We start from the raw sequence: 13501 nt of genomic DNA, 5'->3' as shown, positions 1-13501 counted from the left end.
CGCGACCCGGACGGGGTGGCGCATGGCGCGGCGGGGGGTGCGAGGCCGGGTCAGGCCGGGCGGCGGGCCACCAGCACGTCGCGCATGATCGACTGGTCGACCCGGTGGCGCAGCGCGCGGTAGGGCTCCGCGTCGACCACGGTCAGGCCGGCGTCGGCCAGGGCCGCCGCCGCGTCGTCGCGGCTGGCGACATGGGTGTTCCAGGAGATGCCGAGCGCTCCGCCGGGGCGCAGCAGCCGCGCCCAGACCGGAGCGGCGTCCGCGAGCAACGCCAGCGGATCGCGGGTCAGACCATGATCGGCGGTACGGCTGCCGTGCTGCACGCCGTACGGGGCGTCCGCGACGACCAGGTCGACGGTCTCCGGGCGGAAGAACTCCGCCGAGCGGGTCGTGTCGGCGTTGACCACGTCCAGCAGCTGCGTCCGGCCGGCCTTGTGCTCCTCGCGGGTCGGCGCCAGCTCGATCCGCACCCGCCGGCCGACCACCTTGCGCTCACGACGCACCGGCCCCGACTCCAGCACCCGGTGCTTGATCCGCTTCTGCTTGAGCCAGGTGGTGATGAACGCCCGGTACGCCTCGACGTCCTTCTGGTCGCGTTCGATCCCGGCCGCGTCGAAGCCGTACATCAGCGCCTGGTTGAGGGTGGTGCCGCGACCGCACAGCGGGTCGAGCACCCGGAACCGCCGGCTGGTCAGCTCGCCGGCCCAGTCCGAGGCGAGCAGCGTGACGTTGAGCAACAGCTTGGTGAACTGCTCGTTGGTCTTGCCCGGGTACTTCTGGATGGTGAGCAGATCGTCGTCGTACCGGTCCAGCCGGCTCCACTCGATCGGGCGCAGCAGCTCGCCGACGATCTCGAACAACGCGTACCCGGCGGAGAGATTACCCAGGACGGCCAGGTCACGCTCGGTCAACCCGTCACCGGTGAAGGTGACGTAGGAGGCCCCACCGACGACCTCGGTGTCCAGCTCACCGATCCGGCCGTCGAGCGCCGACCGGCCGAAGATCTCCAGCTCGGCCCGGGTCAGGTCGATGGCGGAGCGGGCGTACACCCGGTTGGTGGCGGGCAGGATCAGCAGGCCGTAGCGCGTCATGGTCCGGCGAGTATTCCACAACGCGTCCCGGTCGCCGGGAACCGGAGCGGCCGCCGGAGCGACTACCGGTACATGGGGTGTGAGCAGTGGCGGGAGGTCCTATCCGCGCAGTTGGACGGGGAGGAGACCGCCGCCGAACGGACGGCGGCACAGGGGCACCTCGACGGGTGTGCCGAATGCCGGGCCTGGTTCAGCGCGGCGGCCTCGGTGACCCGCCGGATTCGTACCCGACTGGTCACCGATGTGCCCGACCGGACCGCGGCGATCCTGGCCGCCGCCGCGGCGGCACCGCCGCCCCGCAGGTCGTGGTGGCGACCCCGCCTGCCCCGCCGTGGCCCGCTGGTCGCCGGGCTGCGCGCGGCACTCGGACTGCTCGGCGCGGTGCAACTGGTGCTCGGCCTGGCCCAGGTGGGCCGAGGCACGACCGCCGACCACCTGCACCCCACCGGCCAGCATCTGTGGCACGAGTCTGCCGCCTGGAACGTGGCGGTCGGTGCCGGGTTCCTCTTCGTGGCGGTACGCCGCAGCCCGCCCGCCGGTCTGCTGCCGATGCTCAGCGCCTTCGTCGGCACGTTGCTGCTGCTCTCGGTCAACGACCTGGCCACCGGATCGGTGGGCGGGGAACGGCTGGTCAGCCACGGATTCCTGGTGGTCGGCTACCTGATCACCGTGCTGCTGTCCCGGCCCGGCCTGCGCCCCGGCGGGCCCTCGCCGCAGCGGCAGCCGACGCCGTCGCGCTGGCGGTTCGGCGCGGACGAGGTCGACCGGCCCCTGCGGGTCGTACGCCCCGAGTCGTATCCGGCGCAGGCGGCCGACCGGTACGCCGCCCCGGCGGCGCGTACCGACCGGCGAGCCGCCTGAGCAGCCGTCAACGGGTACGCCCGTAGTCGGCCGGATCCAGCCGGGCGGTGCGGCGGCGGTACTCGGCGGCCATCCCCGGCCAGTTGGTGACGATCCGTCCGCTGGCCGTGCGGTACCAACTCCGGCACGCCGTCCACACACTCCCGGCCAGCCGGCGCTGCACCTCCGCGTCGTGGTCGGCGGCCACCTCGGGGCGTACCTCCAGGGGTGGACCGCCGGCGGCGAGCAACCGGACCGCCTGGGCGATGTACCGGGCCTGCGCCTCCAGGAAGTAGATCACCGACGTGTTGCCGGTGTTGGTGTTCGGGCCGTACATCAAAAAGAGGTTCGGGAAGCCGGGCACGGCCATCCCGAGGTACGCGTACGCGCCGTCGCGCCACTCCTCGTCGAGCCGGCGGCCGGCACGACCGGTGACCCGGATCGGCACCAGGAATTCGGTGGCCGCGAAGCCGGTGCCGTAGACCAGCACGTCGCAGGGGTGGACCCGATCGTCGGCCGTCCGCACGCCGTCCTCGGTCAGCTCGACGATCCTCTCGGTGACCAGGTCGACGTCGGGTCGGGCCAGGGTGGGCAGCCAGTCGTTGGTGAACAGCACCCGCTTGCAGCCCATCGGCTCCACCGGCGTGATCCTGGCGCGCAGCTCCGGGTCGCGTACCTGCCACCACCGCTGCGCCCGCGAGAGCCCTCGCAGCACCGCGGCGGCGGCCCGGTTGCCGGTCACCGCCAGCCCGGTGACCACGGTGGCCGACCAGAACGTGGCCCGGGGCAGCCGCATCAGCGCCGGCACCCGCCGGTAGAGCGCCCGGCCCAGCCGACCGTGCCGGCGATCCGGCTTGGGCAGCGTCCACGGCGGGGTGCGCTGGAAGACGGTCACCCGGGCCGCCCGGTCGGCGATGGCCGGCACCAACTGCACGGCGCTGGCACCGGTGCCGATGACCGCGACCCGGGCGCCGTCCAGCCGTACCGTCGGGTCCCACCGGGCGGTGTGCAGGGCCGGGCCGGCGAACCGTTCCGCGCCCGGCAGCACCGGCACCACCGGCCGGGAGAGCTGACCGACCGCCGGCACCAGCACGTCCGCCGTCAGTTCCGCGCCATCGGCGGTACGCAGCCGCCAACAGGCGGCCGCCTCGTCCCACGAGGCGTCAGTGACCTCGGTCCGCAGCCGCACACGATCGGTCAGCCCCAGCTCGGCCACGCAGCGGTGCAGGTAGTCCAGGATCTCCGAGTGCGGCGGGAAGCGCCGCGACCAGTCCGGGTTCAGGGCGAAGGAGTACGAGTAGAGCGGCGCCGGGATGTCGCAGGCGCAGCCCGGGTAGGTGTTGTCCCGCCAGACGCCGCCGATCCGGTCGGCCCGCTCCAGCAGCACCACATCCGCGTCGCCGGTACGGGTCAGCGCGGCGGCCACCGCCACCCCGCCGAACCCGGAACCGATGACCGCGACCCGGACCCGACGCTGGGTGCCACCGTTCACTGCGGTAGTGGTTGGTGCGGTGTCGGTCATGGGCCGCCCGGGCGCGCCGACCGCGCTGCACCGTCACCGGCGATGACCTGCGGGACGACCTGCTCCACAATGGTCAGCAGCGTGGTGGTGAGCAGCAGATGCACCTGCGCGCGGGTCAACGCGCCACGCTGGAGCCACTCCCGGGCGGTGGACGTCGCCAGCCCGCAGTACGCCCGGACCATCCCCCGCAACTCCTCGTGGTCCTCCGCCTCCTCGGCCAGTCCGACGGCGACGAGCATCCGGTCGGCGGCGACCTCCTCGGCCTCGGCGAGCACCCGTTCCACGTCGGCGTCGCCGCCCATCCCCCGCGCCGTGACGGCGGCCAGCCAGGAGGTGCTGTGCCGCGACACCACGTCGAGAAACCACGAGACACTGGCATCGACCCTGGTCCGCAGATCCCCCTTGGGCAGCCGCTCCACGGCGACCTCGGGAATGGTCACCATGACCCGTACGACCTCCAGATAGAGGTCCTTCTTGGTGCCGAAGTAGTGGTTGACCAGGCCCCGGGCGACGCCCGCCTCCCGGGCCACGTCGGTGGTCGACACGTCCGCGTACGGCCGCTCGCCGAACAACCGGACCGCACAGGCCAGGATCTGCCCGCGCCGGGCGTCCGGCTCCAATCGGCGGCGGCGGGGAGCCGTCTCGACACTCATCTGCCCGACCCTAGCGGCAGCCCATCGGCCGGCCGCCGTCCCGCACCTTGATCAGGTGATGCTCACCAGGGCAATACCGTTGCGTCAGGGCGGCGCCGGCCAGGCAAGACCCTGATCACCAGCCGCCCTCGCCGTGGTGAGGGTGCACAGGCCACTCCCTTTGCTCTGCATCCCAATAGGCACCGGTCGCAGACCGTAGCCGTCGCGCCCGCAGGTGCAGAGCAAAGGGACAACTGACCATGCCTCACCCCCTGGCCGCCTCAGACCTACGCCAGCAGAGGCACCAGTGATCACATGACGGACCGCAGGGCAGAAAGGGGTCCGCACGCCCGGACACCCCATATCGGCGAGCTGGAGTGGACCACCAGTCGATTGATAAAGGGTGCAGGGGTGGGCACCCGACATGCGAGGGTGGGCGGATGCGGCGAGGAGATCGGGACTGGCTTGCCCACTCGCGGCGTGGTGATGGTCCGCCGCTGGTGCTCATTCATGGCATCGGCAGTCGCTGGCAGGTGTGGTCGCCGGTGCTCGACGAGGTGGCCCGGCACCGGGACGTGATCGCGCTGGACCTGTCCGGCTTCGGCGCCTCGCCACCGTGGCCCGAGCCACCGGCACACCCCTCGCCCGGGTCGGTGGAGCATCTGGCGGACCGGGTTGCCGCGTTTCTGGACGCGCTGGGCGTGCACCGGCCCGCCGTGGCCGGCAACTCGCTGGGCGGCGGCATCGCGTTGGAGTTGGGGCGGCGCGGGCTGACCCGCTCGGTGATCGCGTTCTCGCCGATCGGGTTCTGGGGTGCGGTGGGGCGACGCTGGTGCCAACTGACCGTCGGGGGTGCTCGCTCTGCGGCCATCGCGCTGCGACCGGCACTGCCCCGGCTGCTGGCGAGCCAGGCCGGGCGGGTGACGTTCTGCGGGCTGTTCTACGGCCATCCGGGACGACTCGGTCGGGACGAGTGCGTCGATTCCGCGGTGGCGCTGGCCGACGCGCCCGGCTTCGCGGCGGCGCTCGCCGCGTTCGCCGGATGGCAGCTCCGCCGGGAGACGACCGGCGCGCTCGACGACATCCCCGTGACGGTCGCCTGGGGTACGCGTGATCTCGTGTTGCCGTACCCCACTCAGGCCCGGCGGGCCCGCGCGGCGCTGCCGGCGGCCCGGCACGTGCCGCTGCCGGGCTGCGGACATCTGCCCTTCGCGGACGACCCGAAAGCCTGTGCCCGGCTGCTGATCAACACTTATTGACATGCCGCCAACAGCGCGTCAGGGTGGTGCACATGCCCCCACCCGACGGTCCCCCCTCGCCCTGGCGAGAGCCGGAGCACGACGACCTGGCCGAGCTGGCCCGCACCTTCTTCACCAAGGAGGTGCTGCCGCACACCGAACGCCTGCTGGCGCAGGGCCACCCGGACCGCGAGCACTACCGGCGCGCCGGTGAGCTGGGGTTGCTCGGCCTGTCCGTCCCCGAGGAGTACGGCGGCGGGGGTGGCGGCTTCACCCACGAGGCGGTGCTGCTGCACGAGCAGGCGTACTCCGGGGAGAGCAGCCTCGGGCTGGCCGTCCACAGTGGCATCGTCACCGGCTACCTCGTGGCGTACGGCAGCGAGGAGCAGAAGCGACGCTGGCTGCCCGGCCTGTGCAGCGGGGAGCTGGTCGGCGCGATAGCGATGACCGAGCCGGACGGCGGCTCGGACCTCCAGGCGATGCGGACGCGGGCCGTCCGCGACGGCGACGACTACCTGGTCAGCGGCGCGAAGACGTTCATCACCAACGGCGGCGTGGCCGATCTGATCATCGTGGCGGTGAAGACCGACCCCGAGCAGCGGGCGGCCGGCGTCTCCCTGCTGATCTGCGAGGTGGGCGACGACCCGGAGGGCTTCCGCCGGGGCCGCCTGCTGTCCAAGATCGGGCTGCACGCCAACGACACCGCCGAGCTGTTCTTCGACGAGCTGCGGGTACCAGCGGCCAACCTGCTCGGCGGCGCCGAGGGGCTGGGATTCATCCAGCTCATGCAGCAACTTCCGCAGGAACGGCTGGTCATCGGCGTCGGGGCGGTCGCCGCCATGGAACGCGCGGTCGAGCTGACCGTCGCGTACGCCAAGGAGCGCAGCGCCTTCGGCAAGACGCTGATGGGCCACCAGAACACCCGGATGGTGCTCGCCGAGTGCGCCACCCGCGCCCGGGTCAGCCGCGTCTTCCTGGACGACTGCATCGTCCGGCACAGCCGAGGCGACCTGGACGTGGCGACCGCCGCGATGGCGAAGTCGTGGCTCACCGACGGGCAGTGCGAGGTCGTCGACCGCTGCCTGCAGATCTTCGGCGGCTACGGCTACACGACCGAGTATCCGATCGCCCGCATGTACGCAGACGCCCGCGTCCAGAAGATCTACGGCGGCACCAACGAGATTATGAAGGAGTTGATCGCCCGTGCCCTCTGAGGCGTACGTCTATGACGCGGTCCGCACCCCGCGCGGACGCGGCCGGGACACCGGCGCGCTGCACGGGGTCAAGCCGATCTCGCTGGTCGTCGGTCTGATCGACGCGCTGCGCGAGCGCAACCCCGGCCTGGATGTCGGCCGGTTGGAGGATCTGCTGCTCGGCATCGTCACCCCGGTCGGCGAGCAGGGCGGTGACCTGGCGCGGGCAGCGGCGCTGCTGGCCGGGCTGCCCGACGAGGTGGGCGGGGTGCAGCTCAACCGGTTCTGCGCCTCCGGGCTGGAGGCGGTCAACTCCGCCGCCGCGCGGATCCGCTCCGGCTGGGAGCACCTGCTGCTGGCCGGCGGGGTGGAGTCGATGTCCCGGGTGCCGATGGGCTCCGACGGCGCGGCCTGGGCGACCGACCCGCAGACCGCGCTGGCCACGTCGTTCGTGCCGCAGGGCGTCAGCGCCGACCTGATCGCCACCCTGGAGGGCTTCACCCGCGACGACGTGGACGGCTACGCGCTGCGGTCACAGGAGCGGGCCGCCAAGGCGTGGGCCGGCGGGTACTTCGCCCGGTCGGTGGTGCCGGTCCGGGACGGCAACGGGCTGGACATCCTCACCGTCGACGAGCATCTCCGCCCCGAGACCACCCGGGAGGCGCTGGCCAAGCTCACCCCGTCCTTCGCCACGATGGGCGAGGCGGCCGGCTTCGACGCGGTGGCGTTGCAGAAGTTCCACTGGCTGGAGGCGATCGAGCACGTCCACCACGCCGGCAACTCGTCAGGCATCGTGGACGGCGCCTCGCTGGTGCTGATCGGTTCGGAGCAGGTCGGGCAGGACCTCGGTCTCACCCCGCGCGCCCGGATCGTCGGCGCGGCGGTCACCGGCGCCGACCCGACGCTCATGCTGACCGGCCCGATCCCGGCCACCCACAAGGCGCTCGCCGCCGCCGGGCTGACAGTCGACGACATCGACCTGTTCGAGATCAACGAGGCGTTCGCGGCGGTGGTGCTCAAGTACGTCCGCGACCTGGGCCTCGACCCGGACCGGGTGAACGTCAACGGCGGCGCGATCGCTCTCGGCCACCCGCTCGGCGCGACCGGAGCGATGCTGCTCGGTACGGCGTTGGACGAGTTGGAGCGCCGCGACCTGCGCCGCGCCGTCGTGACCCTGTGCATCGGCGGCGGCATGGGCGTCGCCACCGTTCTCGAACGCTGCTGACCCGGAGGACGACAATGACCGACACCATCCGGTACGACCGCGGCGCCGACGGCATCGTCACGCTCACCCTGGACGACCCCACCCAGTCCGCGAACACCATGAACCGGGCGTACGCCGCGTCGATGAGCGCGGTGCTCGACCGGCTGGAGGCCGAGCCCGATCTCGCCGGAGTCATCGTGACAAGCGCGAAGGCGACGTTCTTCGCCGGTGGTGACCTGCCGGAGATGATCCGGGCCACCCGCGAGGACGCGCCGGCGCTCGCCGACCTGCTCGGCACCATCAAACGGGACCTGCGCCGCCTGGAGACGCTGGGCCGCCCGGTGGTCGCCGCGGTCAACGGCTCCGCGCTCGGTGGCGGCCTGGAGATCGCGCTCGCCTGCCACCACCGGATCGCGCTTGACGCGCCCGACTCGCGGCTCGGGCTGCCCGAGGTGACCCTGGGTCTGCTGCCCGGGGCCGGCGGTGTCACCCGGACCGTACGGATGCTCGGCCTGGCTGGCGCGTTGACCACCGTGCTGCTCACCGGCCGGCGGATGCGCCCGGCCGACGCCCTGGCCGCCGGCATCGTGGACGAGGTGGCAGCCACGCCGGAGGAGATGCGGGAACGGGCGCGCGCGTGGATCGCGGCCAACCCGCAGCCGAAGCAGCCGTGGGACCGGCCGGACTACCGGATGCCCGGCGGCACACCCGCCAGCCGGTCACTTGCCGCTCAGCTCCCGGCGTTCCCGGCCACCCTGCGCAAGCAGCTCAAGGGCGCCCGACTGCCCGCGCCCGAGGCGATCCTGGCCACCGCCGTCGAGGGCGCGCAGGTCGACGTGGACACCGCGTTCACCGTGGAGACCCGGCACCTGATCGGCCTGCTCACCGGGCAGGTCGCCAAGAACATGATCGGGGCGTTCTTCTTCGACCTGAAGGCCGTGAACGGCGGCGCCGCCCGACCGTCCGTCGACGTTCCGCCGGTGCGGAAGGTGGCGGTGCTCGGCGCGGGCATGATGGGCGCCGGTATCGCGTACGCCTGCGCCAGCGCCGGCCTCGACGTGGTGGTCAAGGACGTCACGGAGGAGGCCGCCGGCCGGGCCCGGGAGCACGCCGAGCGGCTGCTGGCCCGCAAGGTGCGCAAGGGCCGCGCCACCGAGGCCGACGCCCGCGCGGTGCTGGACCGGATCACCACCACCGACCAGGTGGACGCCCTCGCCGGGTGCGACGCGGTCATCGAGGCGGTCTTCGAGGACCCGGCGCTGAAGAAGTCCGTGTTCGCCGAGGTGCTGCCGGTGCTGGCACCGGACGCGCTGATCGCCTCCAACACCTCCACCCTGCCGATCACCGGGCTGGCCGAGGGCGTGGACCGGCCGGCCGACTTCATCGGCATGCACTTCTTCTCCCCGGTCGACCGGATGCCGCTGCTGGAGATCGTGGTCGGCGAACGGACCGGCGACCAGGCGCTGGCCCGCGCGTTCGACCTGGGCCGGCGGATCGGCAAGACCCCGATCGTGGTCAACGACGGCCGGGGCTTCTTCACCAGCCGGGTCATCGGCCGGTTCATCGACGAGGCGGTCGGCATGGTCGCCGATGGCGTACCGGCCGCGTCGGTGGAGCAGGCCGCGTTGCAGGCCGGCTACCCGACCGGGCCGCTGGCGCTGGCCGACGAGGTGAGCCTCACCCTGATCCAGCGGATCCGCCGCCAGTTCGAAGCCGCCAGCGAGGAGTTCCTGCCGCTGCCAGCGCACCGGCTCGTCGACGAGCTGGTCGACGCGTACGACCGGCCGGGCCGCGCGGCGGGGCGCGGCTTCTACTCGTACGACGACGGCACCCGGGGACGGTTGTGGACCGGCCTCGCCGACCTGGTCACCGACGCCGGCCGGGCGGTGCCGTTCACCGACCTGCAGGAGCGGATGCTCTTCGCCGAGGCGCTGGACGCGCTGCGCTGCCTCGACGAGGGTGTGCTGCGTACCGAGACGGACGCCAACATCGGCTCGATCTTCGGCATCGGCTTCCCCGCCTGGACGGGAGGGGTGATCCGCTACGTCCGGCAGTACGCGGGCGGCCCGGCCGGCTTCGCCGCGCGCGCGGCCGAGCTGGCCGACCGCTACGGCGACCGGTTCACGCCCCCCGCCGACCTGGTCCAGCGGCTCGCCGCCCGTACCGCCGAACCGTCGGGCGTCGCGTGACCGCGGCGCGGGGCGGGCCGCTGGCCGGGGTGCGGGTGGTCGAGTTGGCCAGCCTCGCCCCGGCGCCGTTCGGCTGCATGGTGCTCGCCGACCTCGGCGCGGACGTGGTGCGGGTGGACCGGCCCGGCGCACCGGGAGCGGGCCGGCTGGCCGCGCCGACCGGTGGGCCGTTGCAGCGCGGCCGGCGGGTCACCACGCTGGACCTGAAGTCCCCGGACGGGGTGGCGGACCTGCTGAGCCTCGTCGAGCGGGCCGACGTGCTGGTCGAGGCGTACCGGCCGGGGGTGGCCGAGCGGCTCGGCTTCGGCCCGCAGGTGTGCCAGGAGCGCAACCCACGGCTGGTGTACGCGCGGATGACCGGCTGGGGCCAGGACGGCCCGCTGGCGGCCCGGGCCGGGCACGACATCGACTACATCGCGGTCGCCGGGGCGTTGGAGCCGCTGGGACGCGCCGGCGAGCGCCCGTACGCGCCGATGAACCTGCTGGGCGACTTCGGCGGGGGCGGCATGCTGCTCGCCGTCGGAGTGCTGGCCGCACTGCTGCAACGGGAACGCTCCGGGGTCGGCCAGGTGGTCGACGCGGCAATGGTGGACGGGTCGGCGCTGCTCACCTCGTTCCTGCACGGGCTCATCGGCACCGGCCTGTGGGCGGCGCCGCGCGGGCACAACATGTTCGACGGCGGGGCGCCGTTCTACGACACGTACGCCACAGCCGACGGCGGATTCATGGCGGTCGGCGCGATGGAACCGGCCTTCTACGCCGTACTCCTGACGGGTCTCGGTCTCGCCGACGACCCGGACCTGCCCGCGCAGTACGACCCGAGCGGCTGGGACGAGCTGCGGAGGCGTTTCACCGAGCGGTTCGCCGAACGGACCCGGGACGAGTGGACGGCGGTCTTCGCCGACCTGGACGCCTGCGTCGCCCCGGTGCTCGCCCCCGGCGAGGCGCACCAGCATCCGCACAACGCCGCTCGGGGCACCTTCGTCGAGGTGGGCGGTGAGATCCAGCCGGCCCCGGCGCCCCGCTTCGACCGCACTCCGGCTGACCGGCCGACACCAGCGCCGGACCCCGAGCGGGACGTCGTGCCGGTCAAGGAGATCGTCACCGGGTGGCAGTGACCTCGGGCTGATCAAGGATTTCGCGTCACCGCACCGCCTTGTCGTGACGCGAAGCTCTTGATCGTCTGCAGTGGACGGGCCCGGGAGCGGCGGCGGTACCACGTTGCGAAGAGGGCCACCGCCAGCAGGAGTTCGGCCAGGTCGCCGCCGTAGTACATGAGTTGGGCGGCCGCCTGGAATGCGGCAGGGTCCCGGTCGGTGAGGCCGGGCGGGAGGGTTCCGGCCTGTGCGTACAGGTACTTGGCCAGCACGACGTGGCCGGCCGACGCGCCGAGCAGCGCGCCGACCCGCACGGCCAGCCCGGGGCGGCGGGGTGCCGGGTCGGGCCCGGCCAGCGACCAGGCGAACAGGTATCCGGCGGCCACGTAGTGCAGGTGCAGGGCGTGGTGCAGGACGGGTAGGCGCTCGGCCGTCGCGTACAGCGGGGTGAGCAGCACCAGGGCCAGCCCACCCGTGGTGAGTAGCGCGGCGGTGACCGGGTGGGCGACCAGATGCAGCCCTTGGGCGCGCAGCAGCCGGCCCACCAACCGACGCGTCGGTAGAGGGGCGACCCGCAACAGCAGGGTCACCGGGGCGCCGAGCACCAACCCGAGCGGGGCGACCATGCCGAGCAGCAGGTGCTGCGCCATGTGCCCGCGCGGGTCGTCGGAGAGGTGGGCCAGCGGCCCGACGGCGACCGCCAGCACGGCGCAGCCGAGCAGCCAGGCGGCGCTGCGCCGGTGGTCCCAGCCGCGCGGATCGCGGACGGCGGCCAGCAGATAGCCGACGGCCAACACACCGACCACCACCAGCGGAAACCAGGACGGGCTCTCCGCCGCGTGGCCGGCGTGCGCGACGGCCGGCAGGTCGGCCCGCGTCACCGGGGGCCGTCGCCCGATCGGCGGGCGCCGTCGCCCACCCCGTCGGCACCGTCACCCCGCCCGCGGGACCGGGTCCGCCAGACCAGGGCCGCGCCCGCGAGCAGCAGCACCGCGCCGCCCGCGATCCACACCACGTCGTACGGCAGCAGGTGCACGCCGTAGCGGATCTGGTGCAGCCGGAGCACCTTGTGGTCGACCACCCCGTCGAAGACCTGGAACCCGCCGGCGCCGAGCAGGAAGCCGCCCCAGGCCAGGCCGACAGGGCACGCCTGCGCCGTAGGTCGGCGAACCAGAAGAATCCGCCGACCAGGGCGATCAGCTCGGCGGCGTGCAGCAGCCCGTCCGAGAGCAGGGCGACCGACGGGGTGGACCGGTCGTAGAAGTGGTGCCAGGCCAGCAACTGGTGAAAGACGATCTCGTCCACCGCGGCCATGACCGCAACGCCGATCAGGACGCCGGCGAGCGTGGAGGAACGACCGTCGAGAGTGCGTGCACCGGGCAGACTCGAATCGGCCACCACACACCTCGCATCCATGCCGGGTCAGGCCCGAACTACCCCGAACCGCGTCGACCATGCCTTGCGGCTCCCCGTTTCGCGACTCCCCCACGGCTGGCGGCATGATCATGGAGCCTGAAGGGGAGTCGAGAGGGAGGTGCACGTGCCGGACGCGGACGAACTCGTCGCCGACGCGCTCGCGGCGGTGCGCGGCACCGACGTACGGCAGGCCGAACGGCAGCTGGACCGGCTGATGGTCGGCACCGGCGCGACGGATGGCAGCACGGCGGTGGACGCGGCGCTGCTGCGTCGCCTGGTCCGCGGCCTGGGGCGGTTGTGGCCACGCGGCTGGCAGCCGGTCGACGTGGACCGGATCGCCAGTCGCCGACTCGACGCCCGCGCGGCCCGGCTGGTCCGCGACGCGATGGCCGCCCAGCGGCGCGAGCAGGCCGAGCCGGTCCCCACCTGGTGGGACGACCAGTTGGGCGGGCTGACGGCCGACGTCCGGGACGACGACCGGGGCGTGCTGGCCGGCTGGGCGACCCGCGAGGGGCTGGACCGGGTCGACGCGCTGCGCACCGCCGTCGACGTCCTCGCGCTGGTGGAGAGCCTGCCGCCGATCGCGGTGCTGCGCCCGCCGCCCGGCTCGACCGGCGCGGCGACACCCCGCGCGGCAGGTACGGCCCGCAGCGGCTCCCCGATGCTGGACCGGGTGCGGGCGCTGCTGGCGAAGGCCGAGTCGACCACCTTCCCGGCCGAGGCGGAGGCGCTGACCGGCAAGGCGCAGGAGCTGATCGCCCGGCACAGCATCGACGAGGCGCTGCTGGCCGCCGGGTCGACGACCGGGGACCTGCCCGGCGGGGTACGCCTGAGCACCGACCCCCCGTACGCGGGCGCGAAGGCGCTGCTGGTGCAGGAGGTGGCGGCGGCGAACCGGTGCGAGGCGGTCTGGTCCGACGACCTGGGGTTCACCACCGTGCTGGGCTGGCCGGCGGATCTCGTGGCGGTGGAACTGCTCTACACGTCGCTGCTGGTCCAGGCCACCGCCGCGATGCTGCGGGGGCGGGCCGAGCGGCGGCCGGGGTCGGGGCGTTGCCGGGGTACGACGAGATCCGGCT

Annotated in this window: 11 protein-coding genes and 1 pseudogene; 7 read left to right on the top strand and 5 right to left on the bottom strand. The window is 73.4% G+C overall.

The window, feature by feature from the left end; translation table 11 throughout:
* Positions 1-50 precede the first annotated feature (50 nt).
* Positions 51-1091 (bottom strand): TRM11 family SAM-dependent methyltransferase, encoded by a 1041-nt coding sequence (locus FHG89_RS08185; RefSeq protein WP_139583758.1) that lies wholly within the window; start codon positions 1089-1091, stop codon positions 51-53.
* 72 nt (positions 1092-1163) lie between these two features.
* On the opposite strand from FHG89_RS08185, the gene FHG89_RS08180 reads away from it, so the two are divergent.
* Positions 1164-1952 carry a zf-HC2 domain-containing protein gene (locus FHG89_RS08180; RefSeq protein WP_139583757.1) on the top strand — a complete coding sequence of 263 codons (789 nt, stop codon included), beginning with the start codon at positions 1164-1166 and terminating at the stop codon, positions 1950-1952.
* Between the two features lie 7 nt (positions 1953-1959).
* Here FHG89_RS08180 and FHG89_RS08175 read toward each other — a convergent pair whose 3' ends face one another.
* Entirely contained in the window at positions 1960-3423 is a 1464-nt protein-coding gene (locus tag FHG89_RS08175; RefSeq protein WP_244295253.1) for a flavin-containing monooxygenase, read from the bottom strand.
* A 26-nt stretch (positions 3424-3449) separates the two neighbouring features.
* Complete coding sequence (locus FHG89_RS08170; RefSeq protein WP_139583755.1) at positions 3450-4106, bottom strand: TetR/AcrR family transcriptional regulator; 657 nt, start codon at positions 4104-4106, stop codon at positions 3450-3452.
* Positions 4107-4525: 419 nt separating this feature from the next.
* On the opposite strand from FHG89_RS08170, the gene FHG89_RS08165 reads away from it, so the two are divergent.
* Genes FHG89_RS08165 through FHG89_RS08145 form a run of 5 tightly spaced genes read left to right on the top strand, consistent with a single transcriptional unit; the run spans position 4526 to position 11027 of the window.
* Positions 4526-5344 carry an alpha/beta fold hydrolase gene (locus FHG89_RS08165; RefSeq protein ID WP_139583754.1) on the top strand — a complete coding sequence of 273 codons (819 nt, stop codon included), beginning with the start codon at positions 4526-4528 and terminating at the stop codon, positions 5342-5344.
* 32 nt (positions 5345-5376) lie between these two features.
* Positions 5377-6537, top strand: a complete 1161-nt coding sequence (locus tag FHG89_RS08160) for an acyl-CoA dehydrogenase family protein (protein WP_139583753.1) — start codon at positions 5377-5379, stop codon at positions 6535-6537.
* The gene (locus FHG89_RS08155) at positions 6527-7741 is read left to right on the top strand and encodes an acetyl-CoA C-acetyltransferase (protein WP_139583752.1); all 1215 of its coding nucleotides are present in this window, start codon (positions 6527-6529) and stop codon (positions 7739-7741) included. Before FHG89_RS08160 ends, FHG89_RS08155 begins: the two co-directional genes overlap by 11 nt.
* Before the next feature lie 14 nt (positions 7742-7755).
* Positions 7756-9909 (top strand): 3-hydroxyacyl-CoA dehydrogenase NAD-binding domain-containing protein, encoded by a 2154-nt coding sequence (locus FHG89_RS08150; protein WP_139583751.1) that lies wholly within the window; start codon positions 7756-7758, stop codon positions 9907-9909.
* Complete coding sequence (locus FHG89_RS08145; RefSeq protein ID WP_139583750.1) at positions 9906-11027, top strand: CaiB/BaiF CoA transferase family protein; 1122 nt, start codon at positions 9906-9908, stop codon at positions 11025-11027. Before FHG89_RS08150 ends, FHG89_RS08145 begins: the two co-directional genes overlap by 4 nt.
* A gap of 11 nt (positions 11028-11038) precedes the next feature.
* Here the strand turns inward: FHG89_RS08145 and FHG89_RS08140 are convergent, their stop codons facing one another.
* The gene (locus tag FHG89_RS08140; protein WP_208760902.1) at positions 11039-11887 is read right to left on the bottom strand and encodes a cytochrome c oxidase assembly protein; all 849 of its coding nucleotides are present in this window, start codon (positions 11885-11887) and stop codon (positions 11039-11041) included.
* A pseudogene (locus tag FHG89_RS08135) lies at positions 11884-12320 on the bottom strand (DUF2243 domain-containing protein). Before FHG89_RS08135 ends, FHG89_RS08140 begins: the two are co-directional and overlap by 4 nt.
* 226 nt (positions 12321-12546) lie before the next feature.
* On the opposite strand from FHG89_RS08135, the gene FHG89_RS08130 reads away from it, so the two are divergent.
* The coding region (locus FHG89_RS08130; RefSeq protein ID WP_139583749.1) for a DUF2786 domain-containing protein at positions 12547-13501 on the top strand (955 nt) is incomplete at its 3' end.

Source organism: Micromonospora orduensis, assembly GCF_006228125.1.
In the GTDB taxonomy this organism is placed as follows: Bacteria; Actinomycetota; Actinomycetes; order Mycobacteriales; family Micromonosporaceae; genus Micromonospora; species Micromonospora orduensis.
The sequence above is the reverse complement of the archived record's forward strand: the minus strand, read 5'-3'. Positions and strand labels throughout refer to the sequence as shown.